Here is a 16093-nt window from a genome sequence, read left to right as displayed (position 1 = left end):
CCATTCATAAATTATATTATCCATCATATAACATGTAGAAAGACGTGCGATCAAAAAGGGGACAAACTTATGAGCAAATATGTATGGTTCGGGTTGATGATAGCTGCCGTAGTGATCGTTTACTTCAACTTTCTTTCACCTCTTCTCAATCCTTCCATAAATGTAATCAAATATTTTCCGATTGATGAAACGAAAGAATTTCAATCTGCAGAAACCACTTTGACGTTTAATTCAGAGAAGGATTCCGATGAATATGAGGTCCAGTGGGCAATGAGGTCTGATACCCGTGATAAAATGTACTTGAGACAAGATGTATCCCTTTTATATGTTAATGGCCAATTAAAGGGTATCATGAATAAATGGCGTGAAAACACAAATCTGATTGAACAACAGTCTATTTTAAATGGCGAAGACAGCAGCCTCTATCAGGCAATTACGATCCATCATGGTGAAATCCATTATCCAGAGGATATTATTAAAAGCATCCAGACTCTGACACATGATCAACTCTATGTCATCGATTCACCTCATACTGCATTAGAATCCTTTCATAAACCAGAAACAAATGAGCATAAAGAATGGGTGGAAACGATAAACCATTCTGTCCAGCAGCAGTTAGATTACCAATGGGATGCCCTCTTATCATATTTCAACATACCCGTTGAAAGGTATGTCGCCGTCCCGTTGACCAAATTATACCAATACCAGGAAGACCCTATCCCTGGAGTGGATAAAGAAGAGTCCAAGCGAATCCTTGGGCAACTGTGGGAAGGACTATATAAGAATTATGTGATGGGGATTTCTGATTCAAAATCAAGCGGGCACCCAATCCAGAGCTATGTTCCCTTAATTCTTTTTGATAAAGAAGGGAAACACCTGCTTGTACTCTTTGAAGACGACCAGGGAAATAAGGAGCAGCTTATACAATATTACTCTGATAACCTTTCATAAAAGTCCCGGAATTTCTCATTGTCTGGCATCAGGTTAACGGCTTTATTTGCATGGCTCAATGCCGAATTACGATTCCCAAGCTCAAATTGGACCAATGCCAGATTATAATGGGCTTCAGCCATATCCGGATCTATTTCGATCACATGCTCCAAGTCTTGCCTGGCAGCCTTCAAATCCTGTAGTTGAAAATGGGCATAAGCCTGGTTGAAAAGAAGGTACGATTCATACTCGCCCCCTCTTTCCATTGCTTCTTCCGTGAATGATATGGTTTCTTTATATTTTTCTTCCTGGAGCATCTGTTGTGATATTTCTACTTCTGCCGCCGTGTGGGGAGTGTCACCTGACTGCTGATACCCATAAAAACCAAGTCCTATTAATACAGTAAGGTAAAGTAACAAACTTGCAGCCTGCCTGATGGGCTGTATATTTTTTGGCAGATTCACAGCAGCACTGGCGATGAAGCCTCCTGCCAGTCCCCCTAAATGAGCACCATTATCAATCTGAGGAACACTTAAGCCCAGAATGATATTAAGAACAATGATGAATATTAAATTTCTTCCCATTGTTCGGAAGAAAACCTGCTTATGCATTACACCGAAATACAAGAGCGCCCCAAATAATCCAAAAATTGCCCCCGATGCACCAGCAGCCACATGAGGATTAAAAGCAAAACTTGAAATTCCTCCGACCATTCCAGCCAGAAAATATATCAGGAAAAAGCGGGTGGTTCCATAAATTCTTTCGACCGCAGTGCCAAGATAATATAAGGCAAGCATATTCATCATAATATGCAGAAGACCGATATGCAGAAACATGGATGAAATAATACGCCACCATTCTCCATCGACAATTGCAGGATTGTATTTCGCCCCGTATTCAATCAAGTTGACTACTGATGTGCTTCCCCCATTCATTTCTAAATAAAAATAAATAAGTATATTGGCGATAAGAAGCAGTTTTGTCAGCAAGGGTTTACCATAGTTAAATAAACCCTCCTGCTCCTTTCTTTTTTTATTTCTCTGAAACAATATTTCGTCCTTAAGGTAAGGAAGCTGATGCTCTATCTCTGGTACATCTGATGACCATACGATTACTTCCGGTTCCAGCTTCAGCTGCTGGTATAATTTTTTTTGTCGCTCTTCCCTTGTATCCTGATTAAGATAATGGACATTCAAATGTATTTCTTTTTTTCCTTTTACCTTGAGCGGTCGCTCCAGCCCATCCCAATTGTCAACAGGTCCGAATTCAGACACATAAACAGCGTGTACGAGTAACTCTCTTCCGAGAAACATATGTTTATTCTGCTCGATGTGCTGATGAATTCTGGCAATATCCTTTTTAAGCTGATTGGACCAGTCAAATTGCCCCCGGTATAGACGTACAACATGATTCTTTCGCTCAACTTCTTTTTCTAGCCATACCTCACTGTTCTGTTCATTGATGTGGAGTATATCAAACCCATGATTCACAATTAGATCATGGGTAAGTTTCCAAAAGTAAAATTCTTCCTCAATGTACATTTTCCGGCTCCTTCCTCCTCTCATCATATCATGACCGCCACCAGGGAGAAATGAGAAGGTTTCCAGCTACTTCTATTAAGAAAAACGAGACTGTTCCAAGAAGGAATGGCAGTTCTCCTCAGACAGTCTCGTTTTTGATTATAAAAAAGTTTGACGGAAAAATCGTTCTCTTACTCCAGGTATATTAACGAGGAATATTGCGATGAATTTCCTCAGTACTTGGACAGCCAGTAACTGATTAATAAGACGGAAACGGTATTGAACCAATAAGTAAAGGAGCAGCAATCCTGCTGCAGTGACAAGCAATGCTCTCATATAGACACCCTTTCCCTGATGATATGCGATGTCTATAGTTTTTCACCGTTCGCACCATTTATTCTTAAAAAAATTTCTCCCCCAAAGGAATCATCGTCTTTTTTAATACCTCAGCTGAATGAGTGAACTGGTCGTTTTCAACATCACTTAAATCAAGATCCATGACTTCCCTTATGCCTGAACGATTTACAATAGCAGGAACGCCTATATAAATATCATCCTGTCCATACTTTCCTTTGAGATAAGCAGAAACAGTATGGACCGAATTTTCATTATGGAGAATTGCTTTTGTCAGTCGTACCAGACCCATCGCAATTCCATAATAAGTGGCACCTTTTCTTTGGATGATATGATAGGCAGCATCCCTTACATTTATGAAAATGTTGTCCAGATCCTCCGTCTTATACAGGTCCGGGCGATCTTTGATGCGATCATAAACGGACCGTCCACCGATGTTAGCATGACTCCAAACAGGCAACTCAGAATCCCCGTGCTCACCCATGATATAGGCATGGACATTTCTTGGGTCAACATCAAAATAATCACTTAACAAATATCTCAGCCTGGCAGTATCAAGAATTGTGCCTGACCCGATTACTCGATTGGAAGGAAGTCCGGAGAATTTCCAGGTCATATATGTGAGAATATCTACAGGATTTGTGGCAACAAGGAATATACCGTTAAAACCACTTGCCATCACCGAGTCAACGATTCCTTTGAAAATCCTGCTGTTTTTCTCAACGAGATCGAGTCTTGTTTCACCCGGTTTTTGGTTAGCACCAGCTGTAATGACAATCAGGTCAGCGTCCTCACAGTCCCGATAATTTCCAAACCATATTTTCTTGCTGGCAGGAGCAAAGGGTAGACCGTGATTAAGGTCCATGGCATCTCCTTCTGATTTATCCTTGTTCAAGTCAATCATAACAAGCTCATCAGCTACCCCCTGATTTAATAAAGCAAAAGCGTAACTGGAACCGACAAACCCTGTTCCAATCAATGCAACTTTATTCACGCGCTCCATCTTACCTGCCTCCTTTTGGTAACCTGTTAATACTGGACTCAGTAAACAAACCCCTTATCCGTGATTAAATGTTGGATAGGTATATCAAAATTTTCATAGGGAAGTTCTTTTACTACTTGCTCTTCAGAGGCCAGGGCGACAGTTTCACCTTTATAATCAGATAGATAACGATCATAAAACCCTCCTCCATACCCAATCCGATACCCTTTCAAGTCAAAAAGTAATCCAGGGACGAGCAGCAGATCGATATTTTCTTTCCTGACAAAGGCAGTTTTCTCAGGGTTTGGCTCTTTTAAACCAAAGTAAACTATTTCTAATTCGGAAAAGTCTGTAAGTTGATGAAAGTGAAGTTCTTTTGGGGCGGGATCACATTTCGGGACTACTATGGTTTTTCCCTGGGCCCATCCAGTTTCAATTAAAGGATAAGTAGACCATTCATGCTCCTGAGAAATTGTCATTCCTATGGTCTCTGCCTCATTCCATAGCTTGGAAGAAGTCAAATGTTCTTTTAGGGAATGCTCAAGCTTCTTTTTCTCATCATTCGAAAAGCTGGCCAGAATTTTTTTCCCTCGTGCCCGTAATTGATCTTTTTGCATGAGAGCACCTCCATTTATACAATGTCTAATCCTTAATATTTACGTGAGCTGTTATATTGTCTCATATCCCCTATGTAAGCATAACTGTAAAATTATATTTGTGTAATAAAAGCATTTTTTAAAAAACTGTATTTCCGATAAAAAAAACAGTAGGATTTAATACCCTACTGTCTTACTTAGTCTCGCGATGCAACGTATATTTGCGCAAGCGCGGGCTGTATTTTTTTAGCTCCAAACGCTCAGGATTCGTACGTTTGTTTTTGGTGGTAATATAATTACGATCGCCTGTTTCAGTACAAGCCAGAGTAATGTTCACACGCATGTTTATCCCTCCAAATCTTATCTTTTCATGCCAAATTTCACATTGATAATATCAGACTTATCTATAATAGCAGAACTAGTCCAAGCTTTCAAGCATACAAACGGTAAAAACACACGGATAAATCATAGAAATATCAGCCTTACTGTGATATAAATGTAAATATATACTACATAGGAGTGAACGAAATGCTAGAGGCAATCATCGCTATTGGCGTTACCGGAATTGTGCTATTTATCCTTTCATTTTTTATGCATGATAAAATAAAAGATTTAGAAGGTCAAGTAGAAGAAATATCAATATCCTCTATGCAGGAGAATTATCACATTAAACAGAAACTCAGAATATTAGAAGAAGAGCTGCTGACAGATGATTTAACTGCAGGGATGGAATTACAGCAAACAAATATAAACTCAAAGCAACCGCTGATTACCACTATTAGAGAAATGCGGGAAAAGGGATATTCCATCAGCCAGATTGCTGAAAAGACCAGGATGAGTGACCATGATATCCTTTCCATCATTCATCAATTCAAATAAAAAAGGAGCTGCACATGAAACATCTCATTAGGACTTTTGCACTCGGGTTGATTACATCGTCAGCTATTATAGGAATTTTTTACACTTTACAAGAGGATCATTCGAGTGCAGCAGAAACAGATATTAATTTAGAAGAAATGATAGCAATGATAGAAAATCGAGGTTTTGAAGTGGTTGAAAAAGGCACTGGAGAGAAAAATGATAAGGCTGGCCATATAGCAAAGCCTGTCCCGCCTGAACCTGAAGAAAGCGGCAAGCCAGAAGAAGTACAAAAAACATATGTTATTTCGATAGAGAAAGGAATGACCTCTCAGGACATTAGTAAAGATCTATTTGAGGCGGGAATGATAAAGGATAGTAGTATGTTAAATGACTATCTTCAGGATAATAATTTAAGCAGAGAGGTCCAAATCGGTAAATTTGAAATAACCAACAAGATGGAAATAGAAGAAATAGCAAATGCAATAACGAGTAAATAAGACCGTATCTTAATATAGATGTGCTTATAGACAAAATTAAAGCTGCCCAGGAGGGCAGCTTTATTTAATCATTTAAATCATAAGTTTTTCCTTTGACAAGATAGAAAATATTTTCGCCGATGTTTGTAATGTGGTCGGCAAACCGTTCTATGAAGCGGGCCGAGAATGCCATTTGCATGACATGCTGGATTTGTTCAGGATTCACTGCAGTCTGCTCAAGCATTTCACGGATAAGGCTGCCATATTTATTGTCAATAATATCATCCATTTCTCCGAGTTTCTTAGCGAGAGTGATATCTTCATTCTCGAATGCTTTAATGGAAAGATCAAGCATGTCAAGAGCAACATCCGCCATTTCCTGGATCTCGGGAGATACATGGATAGTATGATCCTCTCCTAAGTGTATGGTAGCTTTAGCGATATTGGTCGCGTGATCAGCCATACGCTCCAAATCAGAAGAAATTTTTAATGCAATAATTAACCTGCGCAAGTCAGTAGCCACCGGCTGCTGTTTAGCGATCATTAGAATTGCTTCTTCATTGATTTGTTCTTCTTTTGCATCCAGTTCTGAATCGTCCTCCATAATTTCCCTTGCCGTGTGTATATCCTTGTTATATAAGGCATCGACCGATCTTCTTAAAGCTTTTTTCGTTCCAATTGCCAGTTCTTTTATATGATCTCTTAATGTGTTTAAATCCTCTTCAAATTGCATGCGAAATGTCACGTTGGTATTCCCCTTTCTCACACTTCTTATCCGAAACGGCCAGTAATATAATCTTCTGTCCGTTTATCACTTGGGTTAGAAAACAATTCATCTGTGTCGGTAAATTCAATCATATCTCCGTTCAGGAAAAAAGCAGTCTTGTCGGAAATACGTGCAGCTTGCTGCATGTTATGCGTAACGATAATGATACTGTACTCTTTCTTCAATTCCTGAACCAATTCCTCTACCTTTGCAGTTGAAATCGGATCTAAAGCAGACGTAGGTTCATCCATTAAAATGACATCAGGCTCTATAGCAAGTGCCCTGGCAATGCAGATACGTTGCTGCTGACCACCGGAAAGCCCGAATGCTTTTTCGTTTAGACGGTCTTTTACTTCATCCCAGATAGCTGCTCCCCGGAGACTTTTTTCAACTATTTGATCCAGCTGAGCTTTTTTCTTAATACCATGAATTCTTGGACCATAAGCAACATTATCATAGATAGATTTAGGAAAAGGGTTTGGCTTTTGAAACACCATACCAACTTTAGTACGTAAATCTTCAACTCCAAACGATTCACTGAAAATTTCTTTCCCTTTATATTTTATAGATCCTGAAGTTTTCACACTTGGTACCATTTCAACCATCCGGTTCAACGTCTTCAAATAAGTGGATTTTCCACAGCCTGACGGACCGATGATGGCCGTTACCTGATTTTCTGGCACTTTCATGTTCACTTCATATAAAGCCTGCTTACTGCCATACCATAAGTTTAGGTCACTTACTTCAAACACATGTTTCGCTTTTTTGCCTTCTTTGTTATTTTGACCGCCTTTTGTATCTGGTTTTATATTAACGTTTTCCTGAGTTGTGATGGTCATATCAGAACCCTCCGCATCCAAGATTAATATCTATTTTGAAATTTGTTCCGAATCCAAACAGCTATTGCGTTCATCAGCAGTAACACCGTCAACAGTACAATGATCCCTGCTGCTGCGACCAATTGCCACTCTTCCTGTGGTCTGCCGGTCCAGTTGTAAATCTGAATCGGCATGACGGTATATTTAGATAATAAAGAATCAGGAATAGAATAAATCGCAGTTGCTGCGCCAACGATAATCAGGGGAGCTGTCTCACCAATCGCACGTGACAAAGAAAGGATGGTACCTGTCAATATCCCCGGTAATGCTGCCGGCAGGACTACACGCAATACCGTCTGCCATTTGGATGCTCCCATGCCATAGGAAGCTTCTTTAACATCATTCGGGACAGCCCGCAAAGCTTCCTGGGCAGCAACGACTATTACAGGAAGTACTAATAACGACATTGTCAAACCGCCGGCGATAAGGGTATAACCCATTTGAAATAAATAGACAAAAAATGTCAGACCAAGCAATCCAAATACAATTGACGGGACTCCTGCAAGATTTTGAATATTAGCCTGAATGAAATTTGTGAATCGATTTTTCCGAGCGTATTCCTCTAAATAAATGGCTGTACCAACGCCAATGATAATCGTAATTGGAGCAACGATGGCCATCAGCATGAGCGAGCCAATCAACCCTGCAAAAATACCCGCTTTATCTGGGTATGGAGCAGGAAAGTTCGTAATAAAATCCCAATTCAAATGACCAGTTCCTTGAGTCAATACACGATACAATAACATGGAAAGGAAGATTAATCCTACTGTGGTTGATAGGAAAAATAACACCTTGAACACTTTATTCAGGAGGACTCTTCCACCACTTCTTTTTTGAATGTTTTGGTGATTAATCAGTTGCATCAGTATTCCTCCCTAAACCTGCGAGAAATCCATTGAGAAAGTAAATTCATCAACAGTGTAAACACAAACAAAGTCATACCTACAGCGTAAATACTGTAGTAAATGGTAGAACCAAATGTAGTATCTCCTGTAGCCCCCTGAACAATGAAAGCTGTTAACGTTTGAATCGATCTTGTCGGGTCAAAAGTCAAGGCAGGTGATGCCCCGGCAGCTATCGTTACAATCATTGTTTCACCAATTGCCCGGGAGATAGCAAGTACAATAGAGGCAACTATTCCGGAAAATGCTGCTGGGAGTACCACCTTCATTGTTACTTCAAAGCGGGTTGCCCCCATGGCAAGAGCTCCTTCACGCAAGGAATTAGGCACACTGCTCATTGCATCTTCGGACAAAGAAGCAATCATTGGAATAATCATAATACCCACTACGACCCCTGCACTTAAAGCGTTGAAGATACTTAACTCCATGAAATTCTGAAATAATGGTGTCATAAATGTCAATGCAAAAAAACCATAGACAACCGTCGGTATTCCAGCTAACACCTCTAACGTAGGTTTAATGATTTTCCTCACACGATCACTTGCATATTCACTCAAATAAATGGCTGACATCAAACCTAAAGGCACAGCTACGATAACAGCTATAACTGTAATTAACAGTGTCCCGGTAATCAAAGGTAGGACACCAAAATGGCCAGTCCACGGTGACCAATCCGTACCAGTAAGGAAGTTTAGGATGTTCACCTCACTGAAAAAAGTAAATGATTCCCTTAATAAGGTGAACACAATTCCAATTGTGGTCAACACACTGATGACTGCACATAGAAGCAATAAAAACGGAATTACTTTTTCAAACTGCTTGGTTACATTTCGTTTTTGCTTTTTCTCCTGTATAAGCTTCTGGACATCCATTTGTTTCTCTTTCCCCAAAGCTTTGCCCATGATAAAACTCCTTTCATCCAATAGAACCGGTCTATGCTATCCCCCGCCCGGTCAAAGCTTGAATCACAGGCTAAGGTGAGGCTATTTTGGCCTCACCTGTTCCGCCTATGTCGTTTTTCTCAAATTACTTAGTAATTTCCTTAATCATATCAAGCTGCTGCTGATACTTTTCTTCCGGTAGTGCAACATAGCCCACTTGCTCAGCAGCTTCTCCTGCATTTTTCAAAGTGAATTTCACAAAATCGGCCACCTGTTGTTTTTCTTTTAGAGATTTCAGATTGACATAAGTGAATAATGGACGAGAAAGCGGTGTATATTCACCGGATTTAATGGTTTCTGGAGTAGGTTTTACCGGTTTACCTTCGCCATTATCAATGCCAAGAACCTTCAAGCTGTCCTTATTCTCTGCGTAATATGCATAACCAAAGTAACCGATGGCATAAGGATTGTCTTTTATTCCACGTACCAGCATATTGTCATCTTCTGAAAGTGTGGTATTTTGTCCTTCTTTCATTGGCTTGTCCTCTAGGATGACTTCATTGAAATAATCAAATGTACCTGAGTCATGCCCTGGACTGAAGATCTTGATTGGTTCATCAGGCCATTCCGGGTTAATATCAGACCACTTAGTAACACCGGATTCAGCACGGAAGATCTTTTGCAATTGTTCAATTGTAAGGCTGTCAACAAAGTCGTTTTTCTTGCTGACTACGACTGAAAGTCCGTCTTTCGCTAACTCTAATTCTTTATATTCGATTCCATTTTCTTTTGCAATTTGTTTCTCTTCTTCTTTGATTGGACGGGAAGCGTTACTAAGATCTGTTTCGCCTCTCGTAAATTTCTTGAATCCTCCCCCAGAACCAGAACTGTTTACTGTAACATCCACTTCCGGGTTCTTTTGGTTGTATTGATAAGTCAATGCTTCCATGATCGGGAATACAGTGGAAGAACCATCAATGACAATAGATCCTGAAACTGATTCTCCTCCCCCACTATTATCTTTTGAAGCATCACTTGGAGCGTTTCCGCACGCCGCAAGTGCCCCGAACACAAGCATCATGGTAGAAAACAGTACTAACGTTTTTAATCTTTTCATGTCAATTCCCCCACTGACTGTATTTGTCGGCTAGGCCAACTACACTATTTATAATAGGGAAAAAGTTTTAATTCGGTATGAATAAAACGTAAAGGTTATGTAAATATCGATTAACAAAGGAATTCCAGCCGAAAAAAAGTGACACCCTAAGGTATCACTCTTCTTGTTCACTGTCTTTTTTATTTTTATCATCTGTAAGGTTCTTATCTACTCCGTTTTTCATACGCTCTTCTTTCATTTCAAAGTATGCATCCAATATGTCCTTACTGATATATCTGTTGATCATATGAGCTGCATCTACACCTACATGTGGCACGATTACAGAAAAAGCGACTTCCGGGTCATCTGCCGGTGCGTATCCTACCATGGTGAGGTTTACAGTGGAAACCTGTTCCGTTTCTCCGTTTGGCTTTTCTATATATTTAAAATTTTCAGCTGTGCCTGTTTTTCCGGCAGGATTGTACTCTGCGTCCTTAAAAGTAGAATAAGCAGTACCACCGGGACGTTGGAATGTATACTTAAAACCGATTTGAACCCTGTCTATATACTTCTGAGGCATATCGATTCTATTTAATACATTTGTGTTTATATTTTTCTCTACAGGACCTAATTCCCCGTCATTGGATGGTTCCCTGATTTCTTTAACAATATGCGGCTGGATACGATACCCATCATTTGCAATCGTGGAGACATATTGGGCAAGCTGGATACCGGTATATGAGTTATACTGTCCGATGGCAAAGTCGAGCAATAAACCGGGCGTTTCAGGATTCCCTATATATCCTACTGACTCATAGGGAATATCAATTCCTGTTTTGACACCCAGCCCAAATTGGTTAAAGTAATACAAAAAACGCTGATAAGTATTTGCTTTAAAATCCAGCCCGGTGTTCGGAACATAAGTATCGCCTCCAAGACGAATAGCTGCCAAAAACATATAGACGTTAGAAGATCTCTGTAATGCCTCTATATCATCGACATAACCGATTCCAGATGTCCAGGAAGATTTTTTATTATCTCCTACATACAATGTCCTATCCAGAATATTTTCCCCGGGTTTCATTACTCCTTCTTGAAGTGCGGTCAATACCGTAGCCCCTTTAATTGTAGAGCCTGGAAGGTGCTGCGCTTGAGTAACTTTATAAGATGTATCACGGAATAATGGCTCGTCACCTTCACGGTCCCGGTTGTAAGTTTGGCTGGATAAGGCAAGTACTTCACCTGTCTGCGGGTCCATCATGGCAACCATTGCATCTTCTAATGTACGGTTATCATAAGGCTCTTCGGATATAGCTTCATGTAACCGATTTTTCACTATTTCATCGACTTTTTTCTGCAATTTCATATTAATGGATAGAACCAGGTCACTTCCGCGCGAACCTTCCCGGATCACTTCTTGACTGATCACTTCTCCATCTTTATTAGTCACGTATCTAACTTTCTCTTTCGTTCCTCTTAATACGCTTTCGTATTCTTCTTCAAGCCCGCTGATGCCTACCCGGTCATTTCTGCTATAGTCTAAGGAAAGATAGTACTGCAGATTGCTCCTTGGCAAACCCTGTTCTCTTGTTGTAATACTTCCAATATAATTACGGAATATACCTTTAAAAGGGTAAGTGCGATTCCAATCTGTAGTAACATTTATCCCCGGAAGTTCATTTAGATGTTCAGCTACAGTGGCATATTCTTCGATAGTAATGTTTTCATTCTTGATGACATGAGGGGCAAGGACGGATGCCTGATCAAGCTCCTTTTTAATGGCAATAACCTCAAGGACTTCAAGGTCGAAGTTCTTGACTTCTTCTTTCTTGATGCGATCAAGCATGAGCTGATATTCTTCTCCATTGTCCAGTTTTTCTATTTCCTCTGCCTTCAAGCGGGATTTAATTTCTTCCTCATTCAATAAGTAATAATATTCTTTACGGTCACGTAATCGGACTATATCCTTTATTTCTTCTTCATTTCCCATACTGATGTATTCACTTAACTTTCTCGCAAGCTCTAACCTGTCTTCTGCCTGTATACCTTTAGGCGGTGTATATGTAATGGAACGGAGAGGCTCATTATCAACGATAACCCTGCCGAACCGATCATACATTTTCCCCCGTGGTACAGGGGTATTGATGGTTGTGTGCTCCGTCTTATTAATCTCTTCTTGTGCATCCTCTCCATAAAGGATTTGAACCACTCCAAGTTGCAGAATCAAAGAAGAAAATAACACAAAAATAACAAAAAACAATATATTCATTCGTAAAGGAAGATGTGAACTTTTCTGCCTGGTCTGTTTGTTTTTCCCCATCGTCCTCCCCCTTTGTTAGAAAATCCACTTTTAGATTATAACATCTTCTACACTGTTAGAATAGAAAGGATATGGAAATCAAGGGTTTTTGCTTGTATTGACTGTTGTATCTGTAACAAAAGCCTGCTCCGATTTTTCTCGCTGCTTTAAATTAATATCTTTGATAAAGAAGTAAATCCAGAAATGGCCAGACCCTACCAATAACAAAATGAACGGGATAGCTTGTTCTGCTGGGAAGAGGGTTATTCCAAGCAAAAATATGGAAATAGATGCTACCCTTCCTATATTCAAAAATAATTCCCTAACGACTATATACTCGATCCTCATTTCGGCAGCATTCCAGGCTTTGCCTATGACGTCATAGGTCAAAGAAATATAAGGGACATATAAAATGGGATAGGATATCCCAATTACTGCTGCATAAATAAGTAAAGAGGTAAAATTCATATTTAAAAGCAAAATCGATAAGGAAAGATAAAGGGAAACCCCTCCAGCAAAAATCGCCCATTTCCTCATGCGTGGCTTGATCCATTTTGTCGCTAGAAAATAAAGAATGAACGCACTACCTGAATAGACCAGGTTGAAGGTTCCTAACGAAAGTTCACTTTGGGTTGCTATATAAACCCATATAGAAATTACAAAGAAAAACGTTCCTTCCCTCAGACCCTGGAATACGTGGGCATGCAGAATCTTCCCCCAGTTTTTATTTGATTTTCTTTCTCTAATTATACGTTTAAAAGAAAAAGTCCCCTTAGCTCTTCTTCTTCCCAAGAAGAAACTAGTCACTACTGCACAAATGAATAATACAAAGGATATGGTGAATATCACCGTATAGCCGGTAAAAGCAGTCAGACTGGTAATTATAAAACCGGCAAGTATCGGACCGATCATACCTCCAAATGATTGAAGCAGTCCAAGAAACCCATTAAAAAAATCCCTCGTTTCCGGTTCGGTAATTTCAAAAGTCAGGACATTAAATGCCAGCCAGTAAAAACCATACCCTACTCCCAGTAATGCCCCTAAAAGAATATTAAAGCTTGCGGCCCTCTCGCCTACAAGTAATACGGTGAGGAAAAACAAGGAAAGGAAAATAACACCTGCTCTTAGCACGATGACCCGATCGACTTTCTTAGCGAAACGCCCAGCGGCAATAAACGTAATTGGCTGGAGCACATAGATGCTTAGATTATATAAGGCAATAGCAGAATACTCACTGGATTGCTTCCAAAGATAAACATTGACAAAGGTATTGGATAAAAATATTCCTAATGAATATAATCCGCCAATCAGCAGTAACAGCATCAGATCTTTATTTACCTCAGTTGGCCCTAACAGGGAACGCATGATTTTGTTCATATCTCCAATCTCCTTTACTGTCCTGCTTAGTTTCCTCAAATAGATTGGAGATATACAATTTTTTAACGGGAGTATGATGTATTTGCACCTTGAGGACAGTGGGGAAACAGTATGTAAAGATTATTTAATCTTAGAAAAAGGATTATAAAAAAGCTGCCGAGAATAACTCGACAGCTTCTAAAAACATAATATTTACTTAGCTTCCTGGTAACGCTTTGATACTTCTTCCCAATTAACAACGTTCCAGAATGCACTTACATAATCAGGACGCTTATTTTGATACTTGAGATAATAAGCATGTTCCCAAACGTCTAAACCTAAGATAGGAGTTTTACCTTCCATTAACGGTGAATCCTGGTTCAATGTGTCAATTAGTTCAAGATTACCATTATTGACAACTAACCAAGCCCAGCCAGATCCGAAACGACCAGTTGCAGTTTTACCGAATTCTTCTTTGAAGCTTTCGAAACTGCCAAACTTTTCGTTAATCGCATTAGCTAAATCACCTGATGGCTCTCCACCACCATTTGGAGACATAATCGTCCAGAATAGGGAGTGGTTGGCATGTCCCCCACCGTTGTTGCGAACTGCAGTACGGATATTTTCCGGAACTGCATCTAGATTAGCCAAGAGATCATCAAGAGATTTGCTTTCGAGATCTTTTTGACCTTCCAGTGCGTTATTCAGTTTCGTAACATAGGTGTTGTGGTGTTTTGTGTGATGGATATTCATGGTTTCTTTGTCGATGTGTGGTTCTAGTGCGTCATAAGCGTAAGGTAGTTCTGGTAGTTCAAAATTAGCCATAATGAAATTCCTCCTTTTTATAATATGTAGATCAGCTGCTTTCACTTTTTCTGAAAGCCTCTAATCCAACATTACCAAAGCGATTTTCAGGTTGCAAATCTTTTGCATGAGGAAAATCCCTCACGTATTTAACATATCCCGTCAGAAATATTTTCAAACTTTTAATTATACCCGGATCATCCACATACTTAATAATCAAGAGAATAAAGGCCAGAAGAACCTTGCTCTTAGACAAGAACAAAAGCGGTTGCTCACCCCCGACAAGCTTAAGCCAACCCTCGCCGTGACGTCTCTGTCACAGAGAGGATTGGCTTAGGAACGCGAGGGGGTAGGCGCTGAAGCTGGAAGAAGACCTCTGCAAAAGGTTTACCCCCAATAAAAAAATGCCTTTTCCAGGCATCTGTGTTTAAAAAGTGGCTTGGGACGGAATCGAACCGCCGACACACGGATTTTCAGTCCGTTGCTCTACCGACTGAGCTACCAAGCCATAGTATTGTTATTTTGTGTGATGACAATGCTTGCGAATTATGATTATCATTCAAGCATTTTTTTAGATTTATAAAATATGGCGGAGGAGGAGGGATTCGAACCCCCGCGGGCCGTGAAGCCCCTGGCGGTTTTCAAGACCGCTCCCTTCAGCCAGACTTGGGTACTCCTCCGCAAAAAATGGTGGACCCTGCAGGACTCGAACCTGCGACCGATCGGTTATGAGCCGATAGCTCTAACCAGCTGAGCTAAGGGTCCACATGGGGCGACCGGTGGGGATCGAACCCACGTATGCCGGAACCACAATCCGGTGCGTTAACCACTTCGCCACGACCGCCATGTGTTAAAGTATAAAATTTTGTATGTATGGTGTCGGCGGAGGGGATCGAACCCCCGACCTCACGGGTATGAACCGTACGCTCTCGCCAGCTGAGCTACGCCGACCTGAATGGCTCCACCGGTAGGATTCGAACCTACGACCAATCGGTTAACAGCCGATTGCTCTACCACTGAGCTACGGTGGAATAATATTAATATGTAAATCATTGAACTATAACCAATTATCTATGTGCTCGTCGTGTTGCATGCTCTGCAGTGATGTCGCACTCCTCGCAAAGCCTTCCAGGGAGTTAGTTCAAGATGCTTCGGCTTAGCTACGGTGGAATAATATTAATTTGTAAATCATTGAACTATAACCAATTATCTATGTGCTCGTCGTGTTGCATGTTCTGCAGTGATGTCGCACTCCTCGCAAAGCCTTCCAGGGAGTTAATTCAAGATGCTTCGGCTTAGCTACGGTGGAATAATATTAATATGTAAATCATTGAACTATAACCAATTATCTATGTGCTCGTCGTGTTGCATGCTCTGCAGTGATGTCGCACT

General features: G+C 40.3%; 16 protein-coding genes and 6 tRNA genes. 3 read left to right on the top strand and 19 right to left on the bottom strand.

Going from position 1 to position 16093, the window contains the following annotated elements:
- The first annotated feature begins 69 nt into the window (after positions 1–69).
- The gene (locus JOC33_RS05835) at positions 70–951 is read left to right on the top strand and encodes a hypothetical protein (RefSeq protein WP_205091576.1); all 882 of its coding nucleotides are present in this window, start codon (positions 70–72) and stop codon (positions 949–951) included.
- Here JOC33_RS05835 and JOC33_RS05830 read toward each other — a convergent pair.
- From JOC33_RS05830 to rpmG, 5 genes are all read right to left on the bottom strand, one after another.
- Positions 930–2471 carry a rhomboid family intramembrane serine protease gene (locus tag JOC33_RS05830; protein WP_205091575.1) on the bottom strand — a complete coding sequence of 514 codons (1542 nt, stop codon included), beginning with the start codon at positions 2469–2471 and terminating at the stop codon, positions 930–932. The two genes, JOC33_RS05835 and JOC33_RS05830, sit on opposite strands and share 22 nt — an antisense overlap.
- 138 nt (positions 2472–2609) lie before the next feature.
- Entirely contained in the window at positions 2610–2786 is a 177-nt protein-coding gene (locus tag JOC33_RS05825; protein ID WP_205091574.1) for a hypothetical protein, read from the bottom strand.
- Between the two features lie 64 nt (positions 2787–2850).
- The gene (locus tag JOC33_RS05820) at positions 2851–3807 is read right to left on the bottom strand and encodes an L-lactate dehydrogenase (RefSeq protein ID WP_205091573.1); all 957 of its coding nucleotides are present in this window, start codon (positions 3805–3807) and stop codon (positions 2851–2853) included.
- A 38-nt stretch (positions 3808–3845) separates the two neighbouring features.
- Entirely contained in the window at positions 3846–4403 is a 558-nt protein-coding gene (locus JOC33_RS05815) for a 5-formyltetrahydrofolate cyclo-ligase (RefSeq protein WP_205091572.1), read from the bottom strand.
- A gap of 172 nt (positions 4404–4575) precedes the next feature.
- Positions 4576–4725: a 50S ribosomal protein L33 gene (rpmG, locus tag JOC33_RS05810; RefSeq protein WP_028783218.1), complete on the bottom strand. Its 150-nt coding sequence runs from the start codon at positions 4723–4725 to the stop codon at positions 4576–4578.
- A 185-nt stretch (positions 4726–4910) separates the two neighbouring features.
- Here rpmG and JOC33_RS05805 point away from each other — a divergent pair, with 185 nt between their 5' ends.
- Positions 4911–5261: a hypothetical protein gene (locus tag JOC33_RS05805; RefSeq protein WP_205091571.1), complete on the top strand. Its 351-nt coding sequence runs from the start codon at positions 4911–4913 to the stop codon at positions 5259–5261.
- Positions 5262–5275: 14 nt separating this feature from the next.
- Positions 5276–5740, top strand: coding sequence for an endolytic transglycosylase MltG (locus JOC33_RS05800; protein WP_205091570.1), 465 nt, complete (start codon positions 5276–5278; stop codon positions 5738–5740).
- Between the two features lie 64 nt (positions 5741–5804).
- Here the strand turns inward: JOC33_RS05800 and phoU are convergent, their stop codons facing one another.
- From phoU to JOC33_RS05730, 14 genes are all read right to left on the bottom strand, one after another.
- Entirely contained in the window at positions 5805–6464 is a 660-nt protein-coding gene (gene phoU, locus JOC33_RS05795; protein ID WP_338054478.1) for a phosphate signaling complex protein PhoU, read from the bottom strand.
- Between the two features lie 26 nt (positions 6465–6490).
- A complete protein-coding gene (gene pstB / locus JOC33_RS05790; RefSeq protein ID WP_205091569.1) occupies positions 6491–7324 on the bottom strand; it encodes a phosphate ABC transporter ATP-binding protein PstB in 834 nt (277 codons plus the stop codon).
- Positions 7325–7347: 23 nt separating this feature from the next.
- Entirely contained in the window at positions 7348–8226 is an 879-nt protein-coding gene (gene pstA, locus JOC33_RS05785; protein WP_205091568.1) for a phosphate ABC transporter permease PstA, read from the bottom strand.
- A complete protein-coding gene (gene pstC, locus JOC33_RS05780) occupies positions 8226–9167 on the bottom strand; it encodes a phosphate ABC transporter permease subunit PstC (protein WP_205091567.1) in 942 nt (313 codons plus the stop codon). The genes pstA and pstC overlap by 1 nt, the downstream gene beginning before the upstream one ends.
- 124 nt (positions 9168–9291) lie before the next feature.
- Entirely contained in the window at positions 9292–10263 is a 972-nt protein-coding gene (locus tag JOC33_RS05775; RefSeq protein WP_205091566.1) for a PstS family phosphate ABC transporter substrate-binding protein, read from the bottom strand.
- Between the two features lie 154 nt (positions 10264–10417).
- Positions 10418–12562 (bottom strand): peptidoglycan D,D-transpeptidase FtsI family protein, encoded by a 2145-nt coding sequence (locus JOC33_RS05770; protein WP_205091565.1) that lies wholly within the window; start codon positions 12560–12562, stop codon positions 10418–10420.
- Positions 12563–12640: 78 nt separating this feature from the next.
- The gene (locus JOC33_RS05765; protein ID WP_205091564.1) at positions 12641–13918 is read right to left on the bottom strand and encodes an MFS transporter; all 1278 of its coding nucleotides are present in this window, start codon (positions 13916–13918) and stop codon (positions 12641–12643) included.
- Between the two features lie 192 nt (positions 13919–14110).
- Positions 14111–14722, bottom strand: a complete 612-nt coding sequence (locus tag JOC33_RS05760; RefSeq protein ID WP_205091563.1) for a superoxide dismutase — start codon at positions 14720–14722, stop codon at positions 14111–14113.
- A gap of 414 nt (positions 14723–15136) precedes the next feature.
- A tRNA-Phe gene (locus JOC33_RS05755) sits at positions 15137–15209 on the bottom strand.
- Positions 15210–15288: 79 nt separating this feature from the next.
- A tRNA-Ser gene (locus JOC33_RS05750) sits at positions 15289–15381 on the bottom strand.
- Between the two features lie 8 nt (positions 15382–15389).
- Positions 15390–15466: transfer RNA gene (locus JOC33_RS05745), tRNA-Ile, on the bottom strand.
- 3 nt (positions 15467–15469) lie between these two features.
- Positions 15470–15545 (bottom strand) — tRNA-His (locus JOC33_RS05740).
- Positions 15546–15575: 30 nt separating this feature from the next.
- A tRNA-Met gene (locus tag JOC33_RS05735) sits at positions 15576–15652 on the bottom strand.
- A gap of 5 nt (positions 15653–15657) precedes the next feature.
- Positions 15658–15732: transfer RNA gene (locus tag JOC33_RS05730), tRNA-Asn, on the bottom strand.
- Positions 15733–16093: the final 361 nt, after the last annotated feature.

Origin of the sequence: Thalassobacillus pellis, assembly GCF_016908295.1 — a bacterium.
In the GTDB taxonomy this organism is placed as follows: Bacteria; Bacillota; Bacilli; order Bacillales; family Halobacillaceae; genus Thalassobacillus; species Thalassobacillus pellis.
The sequence above is the reverse complement of the archived record's forward strand: the minus strand, read 5'-3'. Positions and strand labels throughout refer to the sequence as shown.

Coding starts and splice junctions, on each gene's coding strand:
- JOC33_RS05760 (WP_205091563.1), bottom strand. CDS start 14,722: ATGGCTAATTTTGAACTACCAGAACTACCTTACGCTTATGACGCACTA.
- JOC33_RS05835 (WP_205091576.1), top strand. CDS start 70: ATGAGCAAATATGTATGGTTCGGGTTGATGATAGCTGCCGTAGTGATC.
- JOC33_RS05820 (WP_205091573.1), bottom strand. CDS start 3,807: ATGGAGCGCGTGAATAAAGTTGCATTGATTGGAACAGGGTTTGTCGGT.
- JOC33_RS05815 (WP_205091572.1), bottom strand. CDS start 4,403: ATGCAAAAAGATCAATTACGGGCACGAGGGAAAAAAATTCTGGCCAGC.
- JOC33_RS05775 (WP_205091566.1), bottom strand. CDS start 10,263: ATGAAAAGATTAAAAACGTTAGTACTGTTTTCTACCATGATGCTTGTG.
- JOC33_RS05830 (WP_205091575.1), bottom strand. CDS start 2,471: ATGTACATTGAGGAAGAATTTTACTTTTGGAAACTTACCCATGATCTA.
- JOC33_RS05765 (WP_205091564.1), bottom strand. CDS start 13,918: ATGAACAAAATCATGCGTTCCCTGTTAGGGCCAACTGAGGTAAATAAA.
- rpmG (WP_028783218.1), bottom strand. CDS start 4,725: ATGCGTGTGAACATTACTCTGGCTTGTACTGAAACAGGCGATCGTAAT.
- pstA (WP_205091568.1), bottom strand. CDS start 8,226: ATGCAACTGATTAATCACCAAAACATTCAAAAAAGAAGTGGTGGAAGA.
- pstC (WP_205091567.1), bottom strand. CDS start 9,167: ATGGGCAAAGCTTTGGGGAAAGAGAAACAAATGGATGTCCAGAAGCTT.
- JOC33_RS05825 (WP_205091574.1), bottom strand. CDS start 2,786: ATGAGAGCATTGCTTGTCACTGCAGCAGGATTGCTGCTCCTTTACTTA.
- pstB (WP_205091569.1), bottom strand. CDS start 7,324: ATGACCATCACAACTCAGGAAAACGTTAATATAAAACCAGATACAAAA.
- JOC33_RS05770 (WP_205091565.1), bottom strand. CDS start 12,562: ATGGGGAAAAACAAACAGACCAGGCAGAAAAGTTCACATCTTCCTTTA.
- JOC33_RS05800 (WP_205091570.1), top strand. CDS start 5,276: ATGAAACATCTCATTAGGACTTTTGCACTCGGGTTGATTACATCGTCA.
- JOC33_RS05805 (WP_205091571.1), top strand. CDS start 4,911: ATGCTAGAGGCAATCATCGCTATTGGCGTTACCGGAATTGTGCTATTT.